19 protein-coding genes are annotated in these 22,987 nt (G+C 73.1%); 4 read left to right on the top strand and 15 right to left on the bottom strand.

The genetic code is table 11. The features are described 5' to 3' along the window. Positions 1-44 precede the first annotated feature (44 nt). On the top strand, positions 45-5,084 hold the full coding sequence (locus tag ABEA46_RS00790; protein WP_345542410.1) for an SCO7613 C-terminal domain-containing membrane protein: 5,040 nt from the start codon (positions 45-47) through the stop codon (positions 5,082-5,084). A gap of 140 nt (positions 5,085-5,224) precedes the next feature. Here the strand turns inward: ABEA46_RS00790 and ABEA46_RS00785 are convergent, their stop codons facing one another. Together ABEA46_RS00785 and ABEA46_RS00780 are read right to left on the bottom strand one after the other, a co-directional pair. Next, on the bottom strand, positions 5,225-6,151 hold the full coding sequence (locus ABEA46_RS00785; protein ID WP_345542409.1) for a hypothetical protein: 927 nt from the start codon (positions 6,149-6,151) through the stop codon (positions 5,225-5,227). A gap of 62 nt (positions 6,152-6,213) precedes the next feature. Beyond that, positions 6,214-6,906 (bottom strand): DNA-3-methyladenine glycosylase, encoded by a 693-nt coding sequence (locus ABEA46_RS00780; protein WP_345542408.1) that lies wholly within the window; start codon positions 6,904-6,906, stop codon positions 6,214-6,216. Positions 6,907-6,979: 73 nt separating this feature from the next. Here ABEA46_RS00780 and ABEA46_RS00775 point away from each other — a divergent pair, with 73 nt between their 5' ends. Continuing rightward, positions 6,980-8,614: an MFS transporter gene (locus tag ABEA46_RS00775; RefSeq protein WP_345542407.1), complete on the top strand. Its 1,635-nt coding sequence runs from the start codon at positions 6,980-6,982 to the stop codon at positions 8,612-8,614. 16 nt (positions 8,615-8,630) lie between these two features. Here the strand turns inward: ABEA46_RS00775 and ABEA46_RS00770 are convergent, their stop codons facing one another. The 7 genes from ABEA46_RS00770 to ABEA46_RS00740 are packed head-to-tail and all read right to left on the bottom strand — an operon-like array spanning position 8,631 to position 15,104. Next, complete coding sequence (locus ABEA46_RS00770) at positions 8,631-10,067, bottom strand: hypothetical protein (RefSeq protein WP_345542406.1); 1,437 nt, start codon at positions 10,065-10,067, stop codon at positions 8,631-8,633. Further along, entirely contained in the window at positions 10,057-10,941 is an 885-nt protein-coding gene (locus tag ABEA46_RS00765; RefSeq protein WP_345542405.1) for a TIGR03943 family putative permease subunit, read from the bottom strand. The genes ABEA46_RS00770 and ABEA46_RS00765 overlap by 11 nt, the downstream gene beginning before the upstream one ends. Further along, on the bottom strand, positions 10,934-11,992 hold the full coding sequence (locus tag ABEA46_RS00760; protein WP_425563146.1) for a permease: 1,059 nt from the start codon (positions 11,990-11,992) through the stop codon (positions 10,934-10,936). Before ABEA46_RS00760 ends, ABEA46_RS00765 begins: the two co-directional genes overlap by 8 nt. After that, the gene (locus tag ABEA46_RS00755) at positions 11,979-12,416 is read right to left on the bottom strand and encodes a Fur family transcriptional regulator (RefSeq protein WP_345542404.1); all 438 of its coding nucleotides are present in this window, start codon (positions 12,414-12,416) and stop codon (positions 11,979-11,981) included. The genes ABEA46_RS00760 and ABEA46_RS00755 overlap by 14 nt, the downstream gene beginning before the upstream one ends. Before the next feature lie 44 nt (positions 12,417-12,460). Beyond that, a complete protein-coding gene (locus tag ABEA46_RS00750) occupies positions 12,461-13,324 on the bottom strand; it encodes a metal ABC transporter permease (RefSeq protein WP_345542402.1) in 864 nt (287 codons plus the stop codon). After that, a complete protein-coding gene (locus tag ABEA46_RS00745; RefSeq protein WP_345542401.1) occupies positions 13,321-14,151 on the bottom strand; it encodes a metal ABC transporter ATP-binding protein in 831 nt (276 codons plus the stop codon). Before ABEA46_RS00745 ends, ABEA46_RS00750 begins: the two co-directional genes overlap by 4 nt. Then, positions 14,148-15,104: a metal ABC transporter solute-binding protein, Zn/Mn family gene (locus ABEA46_RS00740; protein ID WP_345542400.1), complete on the bottom strand. Its 957-nt coding sequence runs from the start codon at positions 15,102-15,104 to the stop codon at positions 14,148-14,150. The genes ABEA46_RS00745 and ABEA46_RS00740 overlap by 4 nt, the downstream gene beginning before the upstream one ends. A gap of 145 nt (positions 15,105-15,249) precedes the next feature. Here ABEA46_RS00740 and ABEA46_RS00735 point away from each other — a divergent pair, with 145 nt between their 5' ends. Further along, the gene (locus ABEA46_RS00735; RefSeq protein WP_345542399.1) at positions 15,250-15,909 is read left to right on the top strand and encodes a DUF2238 domain-containing protein; all 660 of its coding nucleotides are present in this window, start codon (positions 15,250-15,252) and stop codon (positions 15,907-15,909) included. A 7-nt stretch (positions 15,910-15,916) separates the two neighbouring features. Here ABEA46_RS00735 and ABEA46_RS00730 read toward each other — a convergent pair whose 3' ends face one another. The 4 genes from ABEA46_RS00730 to ABEA46_RS00715 are packed head-to-tail and all read right to left on the bottom strand — an operon-like array spanning position 15,917 to position 20,556. Then, on the bottom strand, positions 15,917-17,281 hold the full coding sequence (locus tag ABEA46_RS00730; protein ID WP_345542398.1) for a dihydrolipoamide acetyltransferase family protein: 1,365 nt from the start codon (positions 17,279-17,281) through the stop codon (positions 15,917-15,919). An 11-nt stretch (positions 17,282-17,292) separates the two neighbouring features. Next, positions 17,293-18,276, bottom strand: coding sequence for an alpha-ketoacid dehydrogenase subunit beta (locus ABEA46_RS00725; RefSeq protein ID WP_345542397.1), 984 nt, complete (start codon positions 18,274-18,276; stop codon positions 17,293-17,295). After that, on the bottom strand, positions 18,273-19,415 hold the full coding sequence (locus ABEA46_RS00720; protein ID WP_345542737.1) for a thiamine pyrophosphate-dependent dehydrogenase E1 component subunit alpha: 1,143 nt from the start codon (positions 19,413-19,415) through the stop codon (positions 18,273-18,275). Before ABEA46_RS00720 ends, ABEA46_RS00725 begins: the two co-directional genes overlap by 4 nt. Positions 19,416-19,443: 28 nt before the next feature. Then, positions 19,444-20,556: a histidinol-phosphate transaminase gene (locus tag ABEA46_RS00715; RefSeq protein WP_345542396.1), complete on the bottom strand. Its 1,113-nt coding sequence runs from the start codon at positions 20,554-20,556 to the stop codon at positions 19,444-19,446. A gap of 122 nt (positions 20,557-20,678) precedes the next feature. On the opposite strand from ABEA46_RS00715, the gene ABEA46_RS00710 reads away from it, so the two are divergent. Then, positions 20,679-21,068: a phage holin family protein gene (locus ABEA46_RS00710; protein ID WP_345542395.1), complete on the top strand. Its 390-nt coding sequence runs from the start codon at positions 20,679-20,681 to the stop codon at positions 21,066-21,068. Positions 21,069-21,075: 7 nt separating this feature from the next. On the opposite strand, the gene ABEA46_RS00705 is transcribed toward ABEA46_RS00710, so the two are convergent. Further along, the gene (locus ABEA46_RS00705) at positions 21,076-22,608 is read right to left on the bottom strand and encodes a hypothetical protein (RefSeq protein ID WP_345542394.1); all 1,533 of its coding nucleotides are present in this window, start codon (positions 22,606-22,608) and stop codon (positions 21,076-21,078) included. Then, positions 22,605-22,910 carry a hypothetical protein gene (locus ABEA46_RS00700; RefSeq protein WP_345542393.1) on the bottom strand — a complete coding sequence of 102 codons (306 nt, stop codon included), beginning with the start codon at positions 22,908-22,910 and terminating at the stop codon, positions 22,605-22,607. Before ABEA46_RS00700 ends, ABEA46_RS00705 begins: the two co-directional genes overlap by 4 nt. Between the last annotated feature and the right edge of the window lie 77 nt (positions 22,911-22,987).

Here is a 22,987-nt window from a genome sequence, read left to right as displayed (position 1 = left end):
CGAGGCGGGAACATGTTCGTCAACCCACGAGAGGGGACGACGACATGAGCGAACCGCATCCGACGCCACGGATCTGGCCGTCCTCGCCGTACGATCTGGCCGACGCGCACCGCTGCCCGGCCTGCTTCTCGCCGGTCTCCGCTCCGACCTGCCCGGCCTGCGGCTTCTTCCTCACGGACTCGCGGTCGCCGCGCGTGCTCGAGCTCGGCCGTCGTCTGCTCGACGCCGAGCTGTCCCGCCAGCGCCTGATCGACGAGATCCGCCTGTCTGCCGATCCTGCCGGAGCGACGGATGCCGCGGCCCGCGGCTTCGCGGTGCCCGCGGCGTCGGTCGTCCTCGTCTCGGCGGCCCCGGTCGCCACGGACGGAGGGGCGTCCGGACGGGGATCGAGCGCCGCAGCCCTGGCTGCGGCAGGTGCCGGGACCGCAGCGGCGGCTCCGACGGCCCCCGTCGTCGCCCCGGCGGTTCCGGAGGTTCCCGCGGGTCCGGCGCCGGCCGCGCCGCCGGTGCCGTCGACACCTGGCGCGGTGGCAGCGTCGTCCCCTCCGCCGCAGGACCCGCCACGCGCCGCGACGGTCGGCGCCGCTCCTCGCCGACGGCTCACCGTGCCGGTGCTCCTGCTGATCGTCGGCGTCTCGCTCGTCGGGATCGCGGCGGTGTTCTTCCTGCTGCTGGCGTGGTTCGTCGCGGGCATCGCCGTGCGCGCCCTCATCATCGGCGGCATCACGGTGGCGACGATCGTGCTGGCGTCGTGGCTGCGCCGCCGTGAGCTCGGTGCGACGGCCGAGGGGATCGGCGCGCTCGGCGTGGGGCTGATCGCGCTGGACGCCTGGGCCGTGCGCGCGAACGACCTGTTCGGCGCGGCGTCGACGGATGCCGCCGTGTACACCGGTGTCGCCGCACTCGCGGTGGCCGTCGTCTGCCGCGCCTGGGCGCGGCTCTCGGGGCTGCGGGGACCGGACCTCGCCGCTTCGCTGGCCCTGCCGGCCGGCGTCGGCTTCCTCGTCGGCGGCGTGCTGGACGCGCCCGCCGGAGAGGCGCTGACCGCAGGCCTCATCGGCGCCGCCATCGGCGGCCTCGCCCACGCGCTCCCCGCGCCGTTCTCGACCGCCCGCAAGGGTGCGGCCGGCGATCCCGAGCGTCTCGTACTCGCACTGACCGGAGTGGCGTGCCTGGCCGGCGCGTTCGTGACGACCTGGGTGGCGACCGGCGACGCTGCCGGAGTCGTGGTGTGGTCCGGCGCGCTGGTGGGTGCCGTGGGCGCCGCCCATGCCTGGCTCGCGCGACCGCGCGGCAGCAGCACGCCACTGCCCGCGGGGCGGATCGTCGCCGGCGTCGCCTCGGGCATCGCGGCGGCCGCGGTCGCCCTGGCCGGGTGGCAGCTCGCCTGGCGCGTGGACGAGCCCATGCTGTCGCTGCTCGTCGCGCCGGTGCTCGCCGTCGTCGTCGCGGTGGCGCTAGACCTGGCCGGCGCACGTCTCGGGTCGCGGACTCTGCTTCCGGCGAGAGTCGTCGCCGCCGTCGCCGCCGTCGGGTCCCTCCTGGGGGTCCTCCTCGTGTGGCTCACCCTTGGCCTCACCGCGATCTCGACGTCATGGACGCTGTGGGGCACGGACGCCTTCGCCCTCGCGACCTCGGCACCCGAGGCGCCGTTCCTCCCGCTGGCGTCGGCTGTCGTCCTCGGCGGGCTGCTGCTCACGGCTCCGACGCTCGCGCGACCGATGCTGCGAGACGCCCGCGCCGCCGTGGTCATCGTGCTGCTGCTCGCGGCCGCCGCCTACACGACGGTGCCCGCGGTGCTCGTCGGGACCGCCGCCGTGACGGCCGGCGCCGCCGTGATGGCGGCGGGCCGCGGCATCCGCTCGGCTCCCGGTCGCGGCGCCGTCACAGGGTGGAGCATCGCCGGGGCGATCGCGGCGGCCACCGCCTTCGCCGCCGGGACGGCCGTCCCGTGGCTCTGGGTCGTCGGCGTCGCCGTCGCGCTCACCTACCCGGTGGCGCTGCGTGCGGCCCGTCGCGCCGACGGGCCGCTTGCCGTCGCACTCGCGCTGGCGCCCGTGGGCGTCGGCGTCGTCGCCGCCGTCATCGCTCCCGCGGCGCTGGGAGCAGCGGCCGGCCTCGTCTCGGGTTCGGGCCCGGCCGTCGCCCTGGCTCTGCTGCAATGGCTCGCCCTCGTCACGCTCGCGGTCGCCGCTTTCGCGCGTCTCGACACCGCGAGCCGCGTCGGCCTCGCCATCGCCGGGTACGCGCTCGTGGCACTGACCCTCATCTGGATCCTCATCGCCGGCGCCGACGACGTGGCGACGGATGCCGCCACCATGGCGCTCCTCGCCACCATCGGCGAGCCCGCGCTGGCACTGGTGCGCGGCGTCGCCCTGCTCGTGCTCCTCGGCCTCATCATCGTCGGCCGCACCCGCCTGCGCGGACACGCGGTGTCTGCGGCGGCGCTCTTCGCGGCGCCGGCCCTCGCCGCGATCGCCCACGCGGCACTCGACATGGCGGGGGCGAGCGACGAGGGCTGGGCGACGCTCGTCCTCGCCGCAGGGCCTGTGCTCGTCGTCCTGGCCGGGGGGCTCACCGCGGTGCTGCGGCCGCAAGCCGCCGCCGCGGGCGCTCCGCCCGCCACGCCCGCGCCGACCCCGATCCGGCCGCTGCGCTCGCGCACGGCGGCTGATCTCGGCGCGCTCGTCACGGGCGCCTGCGTCGCGTGGGGGATCGGCGCCGAGCTGGTGTGGGCGCTCCTCGTGCTGGCCGCGGTGGCGTGGGGGGCGGCGTCCCTCACCCGCGGCTGGATCGCGACGGCCGCCGCCGACCCCGCCGACGACGCGTTCGCGACCCGAGGTGAGGGGATCGCACTGGCGTCCGCGCCGCGGCGCCTGCTCGTGTGGCCTACCATGATCGCGGCGAGCGCCGCGTGGTGGACCTGGCTCGACGCCGGCACACCGGCCGTCGCCTTCACCCCCGAGTCGTACACGGTTCCTGCCGCGGTGGCGCTGGTGGCATTCGCCGCGGTGCTCGTACGGCTCCGCCGGCGCATCGAGGCGAGCATCGCGCTCGGCGCAGGGCTGCTGATCGGACTGGTCGTGCCGGTGCTGACCGGAAGCCTGGTCCCCGTCCTGTTCGGCGCGCAGCCCGACGACGACGCCGTGCTGCGCGGGACCGTCACCGCCGCCGTCGCGGCGGCCGTGTGCCTGGCGCTCACGCTCACGCCGGTGCGCGGCATCCGTCCGCCGTCCGTGGTCGGTGCGGCAGTCGCCGTCGCCGCGGTCGGGATCGTCGCCGTCGACCGCGCGACGGCATGGGAGCCGGATGCCTCCACCTGGCGCGTCGCGTGGCTCGCGCTGTTCACGGCCGTCGCCTATGCCTCCGGCCTGGGACTGTCGCTCGCCCGGCCCGCACGCCTCTCGTCGCGCGGGTACGCCGTGGTCGTCCCGCCGATTGCCCTCGGCCTGGCCGCCGTCGCGGTGCTCGGCTCGGTGGACGACGGCCGCGTCGTCGCTGTCGCGCTCACCCTGCTGCTGGTCGCGCACGTGGCGTCCGCCGCGATCGGGCGCGCGCCCTTCGGCGGAGCGACCCGGTGGACGGCGCTCGGCGCCGCTCTGCTGGTCGCCGCCGTGTCCGTGCTCGTGGGCGGCGCGCGCGAGATCGAGTTCGCGACGCTTCCGGTCGCCGCCGCACTCGGCGCGGGCGCCGTGCTCGCCGTGCGGCGCCGGCGCCGTGGCGGGCAGGAGTGGCCTGCCGGCGAGCAGTGGGTCTGGGCGGCGGCCCTCGTGCTCGCGACGCTGCCGAGCCTGCTCGCGGAGCCCGAGCCGGCGCGCGTCTGGCTGCTCATCGGCATCGCACTCGTCGTCGCGGCGGCGATCGCGGCGACCCCGATCCCCGACGCGTGGCGCGTGCGCGTGCCGTCGGCGGTCATCCTGTCGGTCGCGGCGCTCGTGATGGGGCTGCGAGCGCTGTACGGTCCCGGGTTCGCCGGAGCGGACGCGGCGGCGATCGTCGCGGCATCCGGAGCCGTCGTCGTCGCGGTGATCCTCACCGCGACCGCGAGCAGGATGCCGGAGGCCCGGGCCGCGGCCGCCGTGAGCGCCGCCGGACTCGCCCTCGTCGCCGTCGCACTGGTGCAGGATGCCGCGGCCGACGCGACCTCGGCGGCGGCGACCGTGGCGCTCGCGGGCGCCGGCGGCGTCGCGGGCGCGGCGGTGCTCGGCCTCCGCCGCTGGGCGCGACTCGGAGCAGTGCTCGCGGTGGGCGGCGTCGCCCTCGTGGCGATCGCGTGCGGCCTGCGCTTCCTCACCGTCGCGGACGAGCCGGGCTTCGAGGCGGACCTGTGGGTCATCGCCGGCGCCGCGATCACCGCGGCGGTCGCCCTCGCCGCGCTGCGCGCCACGCCGGCTCGCGTGGTCTCGCTCGCGGTGGGCGCCGGACTCGCGGTGGCGTCCGTGCTCTTCGCCGCCGCCGAGGCGTATCTGCTGGCCGCGGCATCGGACTTCGACGGCCTGCGGGCGGCCGTCACCATGTCGCTGCTGAGCGCCGCGGCGTACATCGGCGCCGTGCGCCGCGACAGGCTGGGCCCGACCCTCGCGGTCGTCGCCGCCGTGACCGCCGCGGCGTTCGGCGCCCTCGCCTTCTTCGGGTTCGGTGTCGACCCGGTCGAGCTCGTGACCGCGCCCGCGGCGCTCTGCGGCCTGGCCTACGGCGTGCGCACGCTCCGCATCCGGCCCGAGTCCCGCACCTGGCCGACGATCGGTCCGTGGCTCGTCCTCCTGCTGCTGCCTTCGCTGGTGTACGACTTCTTCGGCAACACCGAGCTGTGGCGCATCGTCGTGCTCGGGGTCGTCGCCGTCGCTCTCGTGATCGTCGGCGCGGTGCGCAGGCTGCAGGCGCCGCTCATCATCGGGTCGGCCGTGGTGCTCGTGCACGGCGTCGCCCAGCTGTGGCCGTGGATCTCGACCTCGTACGTGGCGGTGCCGTGGTGGCTGTGGCTGGGCATCGGCGGCGCCGTGCTCATCTTCATCGCGGCGCGCTACGAGCGCCGGATCCAGCAGCTGCGCGCCGCGATCACCGCCGTGACCTCGCTGCGCTGAGCGCGCCGACCCCGCCGGGACCGGCCCGGCCGCTCGGCACGCGAGCACGGCGTCGGAGGTGTCGACGACACGGCGGGTGGCGGCATCCGTCCCCGGCGTTCCGCCGGAGTTCTCCGACGCTGTGCACGAGACGAGGCGCGTCAGCCGGCGGTCGCGGCCGTCAGCGCGTCGGTCAGGAACGACGACAGGGCTGCGGCGTCGCCGAGCGACCCCGTGTACACGGAGCCCGCGGCGACCACCGTGACCCCCGAGGTCGCGGCGGCGTCCGTCGCGTACGGGATCGAGGCTGTCGCGCGCGTGCTGGCGGCCTCCGCCCACTGCGCATACGTGTCGCCGTCGACGCAGTTCACGACGTCGTCGGTCGCGGCGGCGGTCGTCATCACGCCCGTGAGGTCGTCCGCGGTGAGGGTCGCCCCGGTCGCGGCGCCGTCGACACCCACCTGCAGCATCGCGTTCCAGGCGGCGAGCGCGGCGTCGGGCTGCAGGGCCGCGAAGCAGCCGAATGCGGCGACAGCGGCGAGCGCGTCGGCGCTGCCGGTCTGCGCGATCGGGTGCAGCTCCAGCGAGAGCTCGCCCGCCGTCAGCGCATTCTGGATCGTCGTGCCGGCCGTCGACCAGAACGTCGCGGCGTCGGCCGAGGTCGGATCGACGTACAGCTGCACGTCGAGCACGCCGGTGGTGGCCGCGTCCGTCGCGCTCTTGCCGGGCGTCGCACCGCCTTCGAGCGCCCCCGTCGAGACCGGCGTGACAGCCGTGCCGTCGCCGGTGAGCAGCAGTCCGTCGGTCAGCATGTTGGCGGGTCCGCGCGCGGCGTCGGCCGCGGCCTGCGCCGCCTTCTCGGCTTCGGCGGCCGCGGCGTTGTTCGCCCAGGCGACGCCCGCCGTGATGCCGCCCGCCACCGCGAGCACGACGACCGCCCCTGCCGCCGACCACCCTGCGATGCGTCGCTGCCGGCGCTGCCGCGCCTGACGCTCCCGCTCCTGCCGGGCCATCTCGCGCACGAACGTCTGGCGTTCGCGCTTGGTCATGCCCTCGAGCAGGCTCCTGTCGACCTTGACCTGCGCCATGCGGCTCCTTCCACTCGCGCCACGACGCTAGGCACGGTGCTCATGAGCCGGATCAGCGGATCCTAAGAATGGGATGTGAGCCCGGACTCCGCGGCCTCGCGCGCCCCGCGGCCCCAGCGGAACGGCGACACCGTCGGGTCGTCCGGCACCCAGAACCGCCACGGGAACACGTCGGTGCCCGCCACGCCCGCGACGCCGACCCGCGGCCCTGAGGCGACCTGGGCCGGCGGTTCGACGAGCAGCTCCAGCCGCGCCTCGGCGCCGTGCCACGGCTCGCCGGTGATCGCGTCGATCCCGTCGTGGAGTGGATGCCGCAAGCCGGCCGCATCGCCGAAGCGCCCGGGTCCGCGCGCCAGGTCACGCGCAGACCGGGCTGCCGGTCGGCGGCGGAAGGCGGCATCCATTCCCTCGATCACCTCGCCGGCTCGCAGCAGACAACCGCCGGCGATCCCCGCAGGCCCGCTCACGACGTTGACGCAGGAGTGGATGCCGTGACTGAGGTACACGTACAGGTGACCGGGCTCGCCCCACATCGTGGCGTTGCGGGCGGTCGGCCCCATGCGCGCGTGCGACCCGGGATCGGGCACCGGCCCGGTGCCGCGCCCGTGGTACGCCTCGACCTCGGTGATGCGCAGCGAAACCGTCTCACCGCCGACGACGGTGGTAAGGCGACCGCCGAGCAGCCGCGGCGCCACTTCGGCGGGAAGGTCCTCGAGCTCGGCGCGCGTCGCCGCCCGCCACCGCCCCTGCGCCATGCGGCGAGTCTACGGCGCAGATCCTCCGTGCCGGGTGATGTCACCGACGATCCCGCGGCACTACTGTTCGCGCATGGGGAAATGGTTCGTGCTCATCCTGCTGAGCGTCTCGCAGTTCATCATGGTGCTCGACAGCACGGTCATGAACGTCTCGATCTCGACCGTCGCGCACGACCTCGGCACCGACATCTCGGGCATGCAGGCGGCCATCACGTTCTACGCGCTCACGATGGCGGCCTTCATGCTCACCGGCGGAAAGCTCGGCGACCGCTGGGGCCGCAGCCTCGCATTCCGCATCGGCTCGGTCGTCTACGGCATCGGCTCGCTCACGACGGCGCTGAGCCCCAACCTCACGGTGCTCATGCTCGGCTGGTCGCTCGTGGAGGGCCTCGGTGCGGTGCTCGTGATCCCCGCGATCGCCGCCCTCGCCGCGATCAACTACACCGGCCGGCAGCGCGTCGTCGCGTTCGCGGTCCTGGGCGCCGTCACGGGCGGCGCCGCGGCCGCGGGACCGCTCATCGGCGGCCTCGTCACGACGTACTCGTCGTGGCGCTACGTCTTCGTCGCCGAGGCCGTCGTCATGACCCTCGTGCTGATCGTCTCGGGCCGCATCAAAGACGTGCCCGGCGACCGCACGCTGCGCATCGACCTGCTGAGCGTCGTGCTGTCGGCACTCGGCCTCGGCCTCGGGGTGTACGGCATCCTGCAGTCCAAGACCTGGGGCTGGATCGTGCCGCTCGACCCGCCGGCCGTCGGCGGCGAGCCGTTCGCGCCGTTCGGGATCTCGCCCGTCGCGTACCTCATCCTGCTGTCGATCGTGGTGCTGTGGCTGTTCGTGAAACGACAGCAGCGGCTGGAGCGCACCGGACGCGTGCCGCTGCTGAAGATCAGCCTGCTGCGCATCGGCGCGCTGCGCAGCGGCCTCACGATGTTCATGGCGCAGTACTTCGCGATCGCGGCGCTGTTCTTCGTCGTGCCGGTGTATCTGCAGACCATCCTCGGCTTCGACGCGCTGCAGACGGGCCTGAAGATCCTGCCGCTGTCGATCGGGCTCATCCTGTTCTCGATCCTGGGCTCGCGCCTGTCGACGGTGCGATCGGCGCAGAACATCGGCCGCATCGGCCAGCTCACCCTGGGCATGGGTGTGCTGATCGTCTTCCTCGCGGTGCAGCCCGACCTCGTCGGCTGGGCGTTCGCCGTCGGCATGTTCGTGGTGGGCGCGGGGTTCGGGCTGCTCGCCTCCCAGCTCGGGAACGTCAACATGTCTGCCGTCGAGCAGGGCGACACCTCAGAGGTCGGCGGGCTGCAGGGGACGTTCCAGAACCTCGGCTCGTCGTTCGGCACGGCGATCGTCGGCTCGGTGTTCATCCTGCTGCTGACGTCGGGCTTCACGACCGCGGTGCAGGCGAGCACCACGATCCCTGCCGACGTGCGCGATCAGGTCGTCGCCACGGCGTCGAAGGGCGCACCGATCGTCTCGCAGCAGCAGGCCGAAGACATGCTGACGGATGCCGGCGCCGACGCCGCCTCGGCGCAGGAGGTCGCCCAGCTCTACGCCGACACCCAGGTCGACGCGCTGCGGCAGTCGCTGTTCTTCGTCTTCGCCCTCACGCTGCTCGGGCTGATGCTCTCGGCAGGCCTGCCGTCGAAGCTCCCCGATCCGGTCGAGGCCGACGGCACGGCGTCGGGGCCCCCTCCCGGCGACTGATCCCGGCAGGCTCCGGTCAGGCGGCAGGCGGCACCTGGCACCACGAGATCGCGGCGCCGTTCAGAGCCACCACCTGCGCGCCGTCCGAGATCTCGAGCACGCGCGTCTCGGGGCGCTGCGGCAGCGGCAGCTGGTAGGTGTCGTAGGCGTTGGTCACGGCATCCGGTGCCACCAGCACCGCGACGTAGCGGGAGCTGGGCGACACGCACACCTGCAGCACGGCATCCGTGTCGTCCACCTCGCTGAGCATGCGGGTCGTGCCGTCCGCCGCGACGAGCGCGATCGTCGTGCGGCCGGTCGGCACGTCGTCGGCGTCGAGCTCGGCCGCGGTGCGGATCGTCGATCCGTCGGGGAGCGGCGTCACCGACGTCGCGCCGCCGAGGTCCTGGTCGGGCGCGACGAGCTGCACCTCGCTCGCGTCGGTGAGGTCGATGACCGACTCCTGATCGGGACGGTCGACGACGGCCTCGTTCGACCCGCGGGCGATGCCGTCGATGCCCAGCGCCACGCCCAGCGCCGTCGAGTCGCGCGCGGTCGTCGCGCCCGAGGCATCCGACCCGGTCAGCAGCAGCGACCCGTCGAACGACAGCAGCAGGATGCTGTCGGTGTCGGGTACGAACCGCCATTCGGCGACGCGGGGGTCGGCGCCCTGCACCTCGATGGCGACCGGGGCGGCATCCGGGTCCCCGAGCGACGCCGTGTACAGGCGGCTCTCGCGGCCGGAGTCGGCGCTCAGCTGCGCGTCAGAGAACGTGTAGCCGATCCGCTCGCCGCGGTCGGCGCTCTGCAGGTTCGACACGAAGCCGTCGCCCGGCAGCGGCAGCTCGTGCGGGTTCTCGCCGTCGAGGTCGGTGACGATGAGCCCCGCCTGGTCGTCGTCGGTGCGCACCGACACGACGAGGTGCGACCCCGTCGCGCGGAAGTCCTCGATGTGGTCGTGGCGGAACACCGGCACCGCCTTCTGTCCGCTGAGGTCGGTGCGGTAGATGAGGTCGCCGTCGTCGCGCCCGCGCTGCAGCAGGTACACCTCGGCCTTCGGCGTGCGGAACGTCTCGGTCACCGTCGCCGTCGGTCCGCCGCCGAGCGAGGTGACGCCCGCGATCGTGACGGTGTAGTCGGTGTCGTCCCACAGCGGCAGCGTGAACCGCACGCCGACGCTGCGTCCCGAGGTGTCGACCTGGAACGGCGTCTCGGGGCTCACCGTCACCTGCGACGGATCGACGTCGGCCAGCGACTGCGTCGTGGTCACGATGAGACGGGAACCGGATGCCGCAGCCGCCGCCGCGGGGTCCACCGAGACGTCGGTCACACGCGGCCCTTGCGCGACGCTCGCTGCGGCGCCCGCCAGCCCCACCGCCGCGAGGATGCCGAGCACGAGCGCGAAGCTCAGGGCGAACGCGCGTCCCCGCCGGCGCTGAGCCCGCGCGCGGCGGGTCGGCCGGTCAGTACTCATACGGGTCCTCGGGCTCGGCGATCTCGTCGACCGACGCGGCGTCGACGACGAGGCGGCCGTCGGACGACGAGCGCACCATGCCGGTGATCGTCACCCACTGGCCGGTCTCAGGCGCGTCCGCCGCGGCGACCACCGGCAGGCTCGCAGGCTGCGCGTCGATGACGCAGTGCGTGATCACCAGGCGCGTGAGGTCGAATCCGCCATCGGGTCCGGGGGTGACGAACCCGGTGAGCTCGACCGGGTCGCCGTCGAAGGCGTCGGGGTTGGTCGCCGTCGCGAACGCGGTGGCCCACTCGCCGACCCCGAACGAGGAGGTGTCGCCGGTAGAGGCCAGCTGGATCGTGTCGGCCCCGCCGAACAGCGGGGTGGCCCCCACGTCGCGCGACATCGCGAGCTCGGTGCTCAGCGACGCGGGCGGCAGCACGAGGGTCAGCACCACGACGCCCGAGGCGGCGACCCCGCCGGCGACCGTGGCGGCGAACGCCAGCGGGTGCGGGCGGTGCCCGTGGTCGTGCCCGACCCCCGGTCGCCCCGCGGAGGGCGCTCCAGCACCCGAAGACGAAACGTGGTCCGGCACGAGGTCGTTCGTGCGCTCGAGGCGTCTCGTCGCGCTTCGCTCGCTCAACGACCGGTGGTCATGGCCGTCCTGGCCGTGGTCGTGGCCGTGATCGGCCTCGGCCCCCAGCGGGAGCGCGAACGACGCGACGGCGCCGACGAGCAGCAGGACCGACATCGACACCGCGAACCAGGCCGAGTCGGGGTTGATGTACAGCCCGAGGCGACCGGTGAGGGCAAGGCCGAGGGTCACGACGGCGAGGCAGGCCGACAGCCCGACGCCCAGCCACCGCGTCCCGATGAATCCGCTCTTACGCAAGGAGGTTCACCACCGTCCCGATGGCGAAGGCCGACAGCACCACGACGGCGACGATGCCGCCGAGAGTGCGCCACGTGAAGGTCGTGCGCAGCAGGGCGAGCATCTTGACGTCGACGAGCGGCCCGACCAGCAGGAACGCGACGATCGACCCCGGTGTGAAGGTCGAGGCGAACGACAGCGCGAAGAACGCGTCGACGTTGGAGCAGATCGACACCACCATCGCCAGCAGCATCATCGCGACGATCGACAGCGCCGGGTTCGAACCGATGGCCACGAGCGCCTCGCGCGGGATGAGCACCTGCACGGCGCCGGCGAGCGCCGAGCCGATGACGAGGGCCGGCATCACCGCGCGCAGCTCGATCACCAGCTGCGCGAGCGAGCGGCGCCATCTGCCGCCGGGCTCGTGCACGACGAGCTCGCACGTCTCGCGGAAGCGCTCGGTCAGCAGCCCGTCGGGCGAGGGATGCCGCGAATACAGCCATCCGATGAGGTTGGCGATCGCGTAGCCGCCGAGAAGGCGCGCGATGAGGATGCCGTCGCTGAAGCCGAACGCCTGGTGCGTCGTGATGATCACGATCGGGTTGACGATCGGCGCCGCGATGAGGAACGTCAGCGTCTCGGGCACCGTGAACCCGCGCATGAGCAGGCCGCGGGCGAACGGCACGTTGCCGCACTCGCACACCGGCACGATCATGCCGAGGAGCGACAGCACCGCGCGACGGGCCCACGCCCGTCGCGGCATCCATCGCTCGATGACGCCGGGCGGAACCCACACCTGCACGACGATCGACAGCACCACGCCCAGCGCCACGAAGGGCAGCGACTCGATGAGCACGCTGATGGCGAGGGTGAGGCCGTCCTGGGCGCGGGTGGGGAGCGGCGCCGGGAACAGCGTCGGGGCGAGCCAGTCGATCAGGAACAGGCCGGCGACGACCGCGAGCCCGACGCCCAGCCAGACGAGCGCGCGAGCCTGCGGCGACGGACCGAGGCGGGCCGTGGCCGGCTCGTACCGCGTCGTCGCCGACCGCTGCGTCGGGTCAGTGCGCGTCACGCTTCTCGGCGAGCTGGTCGGGGGTCCGCTGGTCGGCGGCGGCCGCGCACGACGCGCACAGCCCGAAGATGTCGACGACGTGCTCGGCGTCGCGGAATCCGTGGCGCTCGGCGGTGGCGCGGGCCCACTGCTCGACGTCGGTCGCTTCGATCTCGACCGTCAGCCCGCACGAGCGGCAGATCAGATGGTGGTGGTGGCCGGCGCTGACGCACGCGCGATACAGCGCCTCGCCCTCGGGGCTCTGCAGCGAATCGGCGTCGCCCTGCGCGGCGAGCCCTGCCAGGGCGCGGTACACGGTGGCCAGTCCGATGCCGGTGTTCTCGTCGCGGAGGGTGGCATGCAGCGACTGCGCACTGACGAATCCGCGGGCGTCCGTCAGCGCTTCGCGCACGCGTTCGCGCTGCCACGTGTTGCGCTGAGCCATGCCCGGGAGTCTACCCGCGGCCCCTGGACGCGAGCCGGGACGGGTCACGCCGGGAGACGGGTGACGCGGCCCCTGCGGGCGCCGATGCCGCGGCACACGAGATAGATCACGAACGAGATGGTCGTGATGTACGGGCTCACCGGCAGGGTGCCCATGATGGCGAGGAGGATGCCTCCGACCGCTGACACGAAGCCGAACAGGGCCGACAGCAGCGGCACCGACAGCGGGCCGGAGGCGACGCGCATCGCCGCGGCGGCGGGCGTCACGAGCAGCGCCATCACCAGCAGCGCGCCGATGATGTGGACCGCGACGGCCACGATGAGCCCCAGCAGCAGCATGAAGGCGAGCGACACCGCGGTGGTCGGCACACCGCGGGCGGCAGCGGACTGCGGGTCGAGCGAGTCGAACCGCAGCGGGCGCCAGATGAGCAGCAGGCCCAGCAGCACGACCGCGCCGATCGCGATCAGCCAGCCGAGCTGCCCCGACTGCACCGACACGATCTGCCCGGTGAGCAGGCTGAAGCTCGAGGCGCTGCGCCCGTCGTACAGCGACAGGAACAGGATGCCGAGGCCGAGGCCGAACGGCATCAGCACGCCGATGATCGAGTTGCGGTCGCGCGCCTTGGCGCCGAGCAGCCCGATGATCGCGGCCGCGATGATCGAGCCGACGATCGAGCCGGTGACGACGTCGACGCCGATGAGCAGGGCGGCTGCCGCGCCCGCGAACGACAGCTCGCTGATGCCGTGCACCGCGAACGCCATGTCGCGCTGCATGACGAAGACTCCGACGAGGCCGCCGACGAGGCCGAGCACGGCGCCCGCCCAGAGCGAGTTCGACACGAGCGCGAGGATGTCGCCGTAGTACGGCAGTCCTCCGAACATGGCGTCGGCGATGTCGTTCCAGTTCACGCGTGCGCCTCACCGTCGTGATGGTGGTGGGATGCCTCGGCGTCGGGCGCGCCGACGACCACCAGCCGGTCGCCGGCCCGCAGCACGAACACGTGGGCGCCGTACAACGCCGTGAGGACGTCCGAGCGCAGCACCTCCTGCGGCGTGCCGAGCGTGAAGCGCCCGTTCGCGATGTACAGGATGCGGTCGACCTTGCCCAGCAGCGGGTTGATGTCATGGGTGACGAGGAGCACGGCGGCGCCGCGGTCGCGGCGGTGGCGATCGATGAGGCCGATGACGGCTTGCTGGTTCGCGAGGTCGAGGCTGGTGAGCGGCTCGTCACACAGCAGCAGCGGCGGGTCGTCGGCGAGCGCCTGGCCGGCGCGCAGACGCTGCTGCTCGCCGCCGGACAGCTCGCCGACCGGGCGGTCGGCGAAGTCCTGCGCGCCGACGGCCTCGATGAGCGCGTCCACGCGGGCCCGGTCGCCGCGGCGTGGGATCGGCAGGCCGAACCGGTGGCCGTCGACGCCGAGCGTCACGAGGTCGCGACCCCGCAGCGACGTGTCGCGCGGGAGCGGCCTCGCCTGGGGCAGGTAGCCGACTCGACGATTGCCGCGGCCGTGCACGGGCTCGCCGAGCAGTTCGATCGTGCCCTGCGACAGGTCTTCGAGTCCGAGGATCGCCCGCAGCAGCGTCGTCTTGCCCGAGCCGCTGGGCCCGAGCACCGCCACGAGCTCGCCCGGATGCACGTCGAGGTCGAGTCCTGCCCACAGTTCGCGGTCGCCGCGGCGGAGGGCCGCGCCCCGGATGCTGAGGACGGGCGCGCCGCTCGACGCGGGCCGGCTCATGCCAGCGCCGTGCTCAGGGCTTCGATGTTCGCCTGCATCCACGAGACATAAGTCTCTCCCTTCGGGAGCGTCTCCGAGAACGCGATCGTCGGGATGCCGTGCTCTCCGGCCGCGTCGACGACGAGGGCCGTCTCGGCCCCGCCGGTCTGGGTGTTCGTGATGAGCACGCTCACCGTGCCGCCCCGGATGAGGTTCAGCGCCTCGAGCAGTGTCGCCGGCGCCACGTCCTGCTCCTCCTCGACGGCCTCGCTGAACGCGTCGGGCGTGACGTTCACGAGCCCCGCATCCTCGACGAGATAGCCCGGCACGGGCTCGGTCATGAACACCTGCTCGCCGCCGTGCGCCGCGGCGATGTCGCCGAGCGCACCCGTGAGGCCGTCGATGTCGGTACCGAAGGCCTCCGCGTTCGCGGCGAACTCGGCCGCGCGGTCGGGGTCGAGCTCGCTGAGCTGATCGGCGATCTCCTGCGCGACCGCGCGCATCGTGTCGACGTCGTACCAGACATGCTCGTTGAACCCCTCGACGTGGGCATGCCCCTCGTGGTCCCCGTCGGCGTGATCGGCGTGGTCCTCGTCGGCGTCCTCGGGCCACTCCGGCGAGAACTCCGCGGCCGTGATGACGGGGGCCTTCGTGCCGCTCGCCTCGATCAGGCCGTCCACGAAGGCGTCGTAGCCGCCGCCGTTCTCGATGACGAGGTCGGCCTTCGACACGATCAGCTGATCGCGGGCGCTGGGCTCGAACGAGTGCGGGTCCTGCGACCCGCTCGACACGATCGAGGTCACGTCGACGGCGTCCCCGCCGATCTCGGACGCGATCTGCCCGTACACGTTCGTCGAGGCCACGACCTGCAGCCGCCCGTCGTCACCGGCGGCGCTGCTCGCGCACCCCGCGAGGACGAGGGTGGATGCCGCCGCCAGGCCGAGAAGGGCGAGCGCACGTCGAGACTGGTTCATGTCGTCGACTCTAACGTTAATGAGAATCGTTCTCAAATCAGCTTCCACCCCGCTCCCGCCGTTCGTTCCTTCGTTCAGAGTGGAGGTGCATCGGGAGCGGGGGTGTCGGCGGCGAGCGGACGAGGGGGCGCGCTATGTTCGGGCCGTGCTCCCGAAGCCTGTGCAGCGCTCGCTGCTTCTCGCTCTGCCGTTCCAGGCCGGCACGCTCGCCCTCGCGATCGTGCTGCTGGCTGTCGGATTCCCGAGCCAGGTGCTGCTCACGGCGCTGCTGGCACTGGCGATGTGGGCACCGGCGGCCGCTGAGCTGCTCTTCCGCACCACGCTGCCGCGGGCGCTGCAGCTGCACTACCTGATCTTCATCACGCTCGGGCCCTTCGCGGGCAGCGCCCTCAACGTCTACGCGGCCATCGCGGACTGGGACACCCTGATCCACTTCGACTCCGGGGTGCTCGTCGCGTGGCTCGGCATGCTGTGGGTCCGCCGCGTCGAGGAGCGCGTCGATGCACCGCTGCCCGCCTGGTTCAGCCTGACCGTCATCCAGCTGACCGCCATGGCGTTCGCCGCGATGTGGGAGATCTGCGAGTTCGCGAGCGACCACCTCATCGGGACGGTGTCGCAGAACGGCAGCCTCGAAGACACGATGATGGACATCATGGCCGGGACCGTCGGCGGCCTCTTCGCGATCGCTCTGCTCCTGATCCTGCGCCGGCCGCGATCGCTCGCGCCGGCGTCGCTGCTGCGCGCCGGGCGTCACCATCGCGACGTGACCGCCGACGAGCAGGCGTCCGCCCCGGGCGAGCGCTGAGCCGGGCTCAGTCCAGGAGGAGCGCGGGCTCTTCGAGGATCGACGCCACGTCGGCGATGAACCGCGACATGCCGTCGCCGTCGATCACGCGGTGGTCGAACGAGCCCGCCACCGTGGTCACGAAGCGCGGGCGCACCTCGCCGTCGACGACCCACGGCTTCTGACGGATTGTGCCGAGGGCGACGATGCCGGACTCGCCGGGGTTGATGATCGGCGTGCCGGCATCCATCCCGAACACGCCGATGTTCGTGATGGTGATGGTGCCGCCCTGCTGATCGGCGGGACTCGTCTTGCCCTCGCGCGCCGTCAGCGTCAGCTTCTCGAGCGCCTTGGCGAGCTCGCGCATCGACAGGTCCTGCGCGTCCTTGATGTTGGGCACCAGGAGGCCGCGCGGCGTGGCGGCCGCGATGCCGAGGTTGACGTAGCGGCGTACGCGGATCTCGGCGCCGCCCTCGGCGTCGACCCACGCGGCGTTCACCATCGGTGTGCGGCGCGCCGCCCAGATCACGGCGCGCGCCATGATGAGCAGCGGCGAGACGCGGATGTCGGCGAAGTCGGGCGAGGCCTTGAGGCGCTTGACGAGCTCCATCGTGCGGGTGGCGTCGACGTCGGTCCACACCGACACGTGCGGCGCCGAGTACGCCGACTGCACCATGGCCGACGAGGTCGCCTTGCGCACGCCCTTGACAGCGATGGTCTCTTCGCGGCCCGCCGCATCGGGGGCGGGGGTCGCCGGCGCGACGACCGGCGCGACACGGGCCGGCGCGGGGATCGTCTCCTCGCGCACATCGCCCCACTCGGGCGTCTCGATGTTGCGGAACACGCTGGCCTGCGACGCGTGCTTCACGACATCGTCGCGCGTCACCTCGCCGGCCGGACCGCTGGGCGTCACGGCGGCGAGATCGACGCCGAGGTCACGGGCGAGCTTGCGGATCGGCGGCTTCGCGACGACCCCGACGGATGCCGCCACCCGCTCCTCGGCCGGCGCTGCGGGCTTGCGGCGGCGCGACTGCACGTGCCCGCCGGTCCCGTAGCCCACCAGCACCGCGCCCTCGCCCGCGTCGGCGGTGTCGGCGGGTGCGCCATGCTCCGACTGGCCGACGGTCGCCGGGGTGGCGGCATCCACTCCCGCGCCGGAGGCGATCGTGATGATCGGGGCGCCGACGTCGACAGTGTCGCCCTCGGTGACGAGCAGCTCGCCCACGGTGCCCGCGAACGGCGACGGCAGCTCGACGAGCGATTTCGCGGTCTCGATCTCGACCAGCACGTCGTTGACAGCGACGGCGTCGCCGGGCGCGACGCGCCACTGCACGATCTCAGCCTCGGTCAGGCCTTCGCCGACGTCGGGGAGGACGAATGTCTGGGTGCTCATGGGAGCTCCGATCAGTAGGCCAGGGACCGGTCGACGGCCTCGAGGATGCGGTCGGCGTCGGGCAGGTAGACGCCCTCGAGCTTGGCCGCCGGGAAGGGGACGTCGAAGCCCGACACGCGCAGCACCGGGGCCTCGAGCGCGTAGAACGCCTGCTCCATGACGGTCGCTGCGACCTCGGAGCCCAGCGACGCGAAGCCCTGGGCCTCCTGCGCGTAGACCATGCGGCCGGTGCGGCGCACCGACTCCAGGATGGGGCCGTAGTCGATGGGCGACAGCGAGCGCAGGTCGATGACCTCGATGCTGGTGCCTTCGGCCTCGGCGAGCGCGGCGGCCTGCAGCATCGTCGTCACCATGGCGCCGTGACCGACGAGCGTGACATCGGTGCCGCGGCGGACGACGCGCGAGGCGTGCAGCGGCAGCGCCCGGGCTGTCGTGTCGACCTCGCCCTTCATCCAGTACTTCGCCTTGGGCTCGAGGAAGATCACGGGGTCGGCCGATGCGATCGCGTCCTGGATCATCCAGTAGCCGTCGTTCGGGGTCGACGGGCTCACGACCCGCAGGCCCGGAGTGTGCGCGAAGTACGCCTCGGGGCTCTCCTGGTGATGCTCGACCGCACCGATGTGACCGCCGTAGGGGATGCGGATCACGACGGGCATCTGCAGCGCGCCCTCGTGGCGGTTGGTGAGCTTCGCGAGCTGCGTCGTGATCTGGTCGAACCCGGGGAAGACGAAGCCGTCGAACTGGATCTCGACGACGGGACGGAAGCCCGCCATCGCGAGGCCGATCGCGGTGCCGACGAGCCCGGACTCGGCCAGCGGGGTGTCGAGCACGCGCCGGTCGCCGAACTCGGCCTGCAGTCCCTCGGTCACGCGGAACACGCCGCCGAGCTTGCCGATGTCCTCGCCCATGAGCAGCACGCGGTCGCTTCCGGCCAGCGACGCGCGCAGGCCGGCGTTGATCGCACGGCTGAGCGGCAGGTTCTCGACGCCGGTCATGCCTGGCCTCCCTCGAAGGATGCCTCATACCCGGCCAGCCACCGTCGCTGCTGCTCGATCAGCGGATGCTCCTCGGAGTAGACGTGCGCGAACATCGAGTCGGCCTCGAGGCCGTCCAGCGCGTTCGTGCGCTCGCGGATGTCGTCGGCGAGCGCCTGCGCTTCGGCATCCACGTCCGCGAAGAACGCCTCGGACGCGCCGCGGCCGAGGAGGAACGCCTTCATGCGGGCGATGGGGTCGCGGCGGCGCCACGACTCCTCCTCGTCGGACGTGCGGTACTTGGTCGGGTCGTCGCTCGTGGTGTGGGCGCCGAGCCGGTAGGTCATCGCCTCGATCGCACGCGGGCCCTCGCCCGAGCGCGCCTCGTCGAGCGCGGCACGCGTGACAGCCCAGCTGGCGAGCACGTCGTTGCCGTCGACGCGGATGCTCGGCATGCCGTACCCCTCGCCGCGCTTGTACAGCGGCGAGCGCGACTGCGTGGCCACGGGCACCGAGATCGCCCACTGGTTGTTCTGCAGGAAGAAGACCTCGGGCGTGCGGTAGCTGGCGGCGAACACCATGGCCTCGTGGACGTCGCCTTGGCTGGAGGCGCCGTCGCCGTAATAGACGATGACCGCCTCGTCGCGCTCGGGGTCGCCGGTGCCGGAGCGGCCGTCGAAGACGAGGCCCATGCCGAAGCCGGTGGCGTGCAGCGTCTGGGCGCCGAGCACAAGCGTGTAGATGCGGGTGTTGCCGTTCTTGGGGTCCGTCGGGTCCCAGCCGCCGTGGGTGAGACCGCGCATCACCCGGATGATGTCGATCGGGTCGACGCCGCGGATGCGGGTCACCACATGCTCGCGGTACGACGGGAAGAGATGGTCCTGGGGGCGCGCAGCACGGGCGGAGCCGACCTGCGCGGCCTCCTGCCCGTAGCTCGGCGGCCACAGCGCGAGCTGCCCCTGCCGCTGCAGGTTGGTGGCCTGCACGTCGAACGCGCGGATCACCGCCATGTCGCGATAGAAGGTCTCGAGGTCGGCGTCGCGGAGGTCCTCGACGGCCTCGCGGTACCGCTCGGCGGCGGGCGTGGGCGCGAACGTCCCGTCCGCGTCGAGGAAGCGGACGGTCGCGGCGTCTTCGGCCGTTGCCGTGGCGTCGGTCATCACCGAGTCTTCGGGCGGGGTCACCGTTCTACGCTAGCCCGCGTCCCGCGTGGCCTTCTGGGAGGTCCTTCACAACGGATGCCGCGATCCGTAGGACCTTGTCGACAGACTCCTCCTCGCCGACCGAGATGCGGATGCCGTCACCGGCGAACGGACGGACGATCAGGCCCGCCTCTTCGAAGGCGGTGGCGACGGCGAGCGTCTCGTCTCCGGCGGGGAGCCACACGAAGTTGCCCTGGGCGACCGGGATGCTCCAGCCGGCGTCGCGCAGCGCCGCGGCGAGGCGGTCGCGGCGCTCGGCGATGACGCCGACGCGCTCGAGCAGCTCATCCTCGACCTCGAGGCTCGCGAGCGCCGCCTCTTCACCGAAGGCCGTGACCGACAGCGGGATGGCGGTGCTGCGCGCGGCGTCGAGGATGCGGGAGTGGCCCACCGCGTAGCCGACGCGCAGGCCCGCCAGTCCGTACGCCTTCGAGAAGGTCCGCAGCACGACGACGTTGGGGTGCGCGCCGCCGGCCAGCACCGCCGCGCCGCTCACGGCGTCGGGGTCGGTGACGAACTCGGCGTACGCCTCGTCGAGGATCACCAGGATGTCGGCGGGCACCCTCGCGATGAACGCGTCGAACTCGGCCTGCGTCACGATCGGGCCGGTGGGGTTGTTGGGGCTGCACACGATGATCGCCCGCGTGCGGTCGGTGACCGCGGCGGCCATCGCGTCGAGGTCGTGGCGGGCGCCCTCGCGCAGCGGCACCTGCACCGCGTTCGCACCGGCGACCACGGCGAGCCACGGGTACGCCTCGAACGAGCGCCACGCGTACATGACCTCGTCGCCGGGGCCCGCGGTCGCCTGGACGAGCTGCGCGAGGATCGACACGCTGCCGGCGCCGATGTGCACGCCGTCGGCGCCCACGCCGTACCGCTCGCCCAGACGCTCGCGCAGGCGTGCGGCCGTGGCATCCGGATAGCGGTTCAGCGCGGTCGCTGCCTGCACGCGCGCCAGCACACCCGGCAGCGGGTCGAACGGGTTCTCGTTGCTCGACAGCTTGAACGCCTCGGCGCCGGCCTGCTTGCCCTGCTTGTACGGGGGCAGCGCGGCGACTTCGGGGCGCACGCGAACGGGGAAGTCGGGAGCGTCGGTCACGTCCCCAGTCTACGAATCGGAGTGGCCGAGCGCCGGGCACGAGAACCCGGGGCGCCGCGATGTGCAGCGCGGGCGAGTGGATGCTGGTCGCCGGCGACCGCCCATGGAAGACTGGGCGGACCATGGGCTTCCTCATCCGCGTCGTCGTCAATGCGTTCGCGATCTGGGTGGTCACCCTGATCCCGACGCTCCAAGTCACCGTCGTGCCGTTTCCACCGGGCGACACGCTGCAGATGGTGCTGACGCTCCTCATCGTCGCCGCCATCTTCGCGCTCGTGAACACGATCATCGGCACCGTCATCAAGGTGCTGGCGTTCCCGATCTACATCCTCACGCTCGGCCTCATCGGTCTGCTCATCAACGCGTTCCTGCTGTGGCTGACGGCCTGGCTGACGCACTGGTGGAACTGGGGCCTGCGCGTCGAGGATTTCTGGTGGGGCGTGGTCGCGGCGATCATCATCTCGCTGATCAACTGGATCTTCGGCATCTTCCTGCGGCCCAAGAAGGACTGACCCGCCGCTAGCCGCGCTGGGCGGCGTACTCGGTGACCTCGACCTTCGGCGCCTGACCGAGCCCGTCGAACACGGCCTGCACGCCGGCCACCCGAGGGTCGCCCGACGCGTCTACCAGCGCAGCCGTCTCGACGTAGGCGGTCAGCCGATGTGCGGGCAGCGTCGCATCCGCCAGTCCGCTGCTCGGGTCGTACACGCGCTCGGCGACGAAGCTGCCCGGCGCACCCACCGCCTCGCCGTGACCGCCGCCGGCCAGGGCGACCACGGCGTCATCGGAGTGGCGCACCGACACGCTGAGGGTTCCGGAGCCGACGTCGGCATCGACCGGAGAGCCCAGCGACACGAGCGTCTGCACGTCGTAGTCGCCCTCGAGCGCGAGGTGCGCGCCGATCATGCCGCCCTGCGAGAACCCCACCACGTGCAGCGCGTCGCCGGGCTCCACCCCGGCCGCCGCGAGCGCGGCCTCGGTCGCCGCATACGAGTCCGACATGTCGCCGTTGTAGAGCTCGAGGTTGGACGTGTTGTCCCACGGCTCGTCGCCGCCGAAGCCCTGGGACTGCATGCCCGCGATGTACACGACGGCCTGCCGCGACCCGTCGGGCATCGTGTACTTCTCGACGCGGACACGCGAAGCGCCCGCGCCGGGCACGCGCGACGCGGCCGCCGCGAGACTCTGCGGCGCGACGGCGGCCGAGGTCGCGGTCGCGCTCGGGGCCGCCGGCGACGGCGCCGATGGGCCGACGGCAGCCGGCCCCGCGGCTCCTGGTGGGACGACGGGGATGCCGCCGGCCGGCGCGGCGGCCGGCACCGGCGTCACCGTGACGGGACCGGCCCGGCCCGCGAGGCGCGCATCGGGCGCGAGGCGTCCGGTGCCGCCGAGCCCGGTGATCACGGTGCCCGCGAAGGTCAGGGCGCCCAGCGCCGCCCCGCCGGCCACCGCCCACGGCGGGCCGACGAGGTCGCCGCCCTCCACCCCCAGGCGCGTCGCCTGCCGCACGATCTCGTGCCGCCATTCGGTGGCGAACGTGTACTGGGCCGAGAAGGCCTGGGCCGCGGCATCCGGATACTCCGCGATCACCCTCGCACGCCGGGCTTCGAGGCTCTCGATCAGCAGCGGGTCGCCTGTGGCGCGCGCGGCGTGCAGCTGCGCGTCGAGCTCGACGAGCTCGTAGGCTGCGGCAGCGCCGAGCAGCGACGCGGCGATGCGATCGGCCCCGGTCTGCGCCTCGAGCAGCCGGGTGTCGAGCGTCGAGGCGGTCAGCGCGGCATCCCACGCGTACCGGCGTTCGCCGAGCAGCATGTTGGCCAGCGATCCGAGCCGGGCGCGGACGCCGTCGAGTTCGACCCGCGCCCCGGCGAACCGGTCGGCCGTCGAGCGCAGCGTCTCGGTGTCGACCGAGACGGCGCCGCCCCCGGTGATCTGGAGGGACCCGTCGCTGTCGGGCGCGAGCCCGTTGAGGTCGCCCCACAGCCCGTCGTCGGGCCGCGCGTGGCCGGATCCGCCGCCCGGACCGGGCTTCGCCCGCACATCCGCACTCACCGCGCGCCCCCGGGCTGCAGCGAGGCGAACCAGGCCGACTCGGCGAAAGCCGCGCGCTCGCGCGCGCGGGATGCTTCGAGCCGCACGGTCTCGGCGACGCAGCCGAGCCCCGATACCTCGCCCGCCCACGCATCCGCCAGCTCGTGGAACGCGGTCGCGGCCTTGGCCTGCCACTGCGTCTCGCCCGACAGCCGGCGGGCATGGGCCGCGGCATCCTCGAGTCGTTCAATGAGCAGCGCGAGCTCGCGCACGACGATATCGAGCTGATGGGATGCCGAGGGCCCTGGTGAGAGGTAGGTCACCCGTTCATCGTCGCGGGGCCGTCCGTCTGCGCACCGGGTGGGCCCGCGATCTGTGGACGACCCGCGCGCGGACGCCC

It is taken from the genome of Microbacterium jejuense (assembly GCF_039544225.1).
Lineage (GTDB): Bacteria > Actinomycetota > Actinomycetes > Actinomycetales > Microbacteriaceae > Microbacterium > Microbacterium jejuense.
The sequence above is the reverse complement of the archived record's forward strand: the minus strand, read 5'-3'. Positions and strand labels throughout refer to the sequence as shown.

Coding starts and splice junctions, on each gene's coding strand:
- ABEA46_RS00790 (WP_345542410.1), top strand. CDS start 45: ATGAGCGAACCGCATCCGACGCCACGGATCTGGCCGTCCTCGCCGTAC.
- ABEA46_RS00785 (WP_345542409.1), bottom strand. CDS start 6,151: ATGGCGCAGGTCAAGGTCGACAGGAGCCTGCTCGAGGGCATGACCAAG.
- ABEA46_RS00780 (WP_345542408.1), bottom strand. CDS start 6,906: ATGGCGCAGGGGCGGTGGCGGGCGGCGACGCGCGCCGAGCTCGAGGAC.
- ABEA46_RS00775 (WP_345542407.1), top strand. CDS start 6,980: ATGGGGAAATGGTTCGTGCTCATCCTGCTGAGCGTCTCGCAGTTCATC.
- ABEA46_RS00770 (WP_345542406.1), bottom strand. CDS start 10,067: ATGAGTACTGACCGGCCGACCCGCCGCGCGCGGGCTCAGCGCCGGCGG.
- ABEA46_RS00755 (WP_345542404.1), bottom strand. CDS start 12,416: ATGGCTCAGCGCAACACGTGGCAGCGCGAACGCGTGCGCGAAGCGCTG.
- ABEA46_RS00745 (WP_345542401.1), bottom strand. CDS start 14,151: ATGAGCCGGCCCGCGTCGAGCGGCGCGCCCGTCCTCAGCATCCGGGGC.
- ABEA46_RS00740 (WP_345542400.1), bottom strand. CDS start 15,104: ATGAACCAGTCTCGACGTGCGCTCGCCCTTCTCGGCCTGGCGGCGGCA.
- ABEA46_RS00730 (WP_345542398.1), bottom strand. CDS start 17,281: ATGAGCACCCAGACATTCGTCCTCCCCGACGTCGGCGAAGGCCTGACC.
- ABEA46_RS00725 (WP_345542397.1), bottom strand. CDS start 18,276: ATGACCGGCGTCGAGAACCTGCCGCTCAGCCGTGCGATCAACGCCGGC.
- ABEA46_RS00720 (WP_345542737.1), bottom strand. CDS start 19,415: ATGACCGACGCCACGGCAACGGCCGAAGACGCCGCGACCGTCCGCTTC.
- ABEA46_RS00710 (WP_345542395.1), top strand. CDS start 20,679: ATGGGCTTCCTCATCCGCGTCGTCGTCAATGCGTTCGCGATCTGGGTG.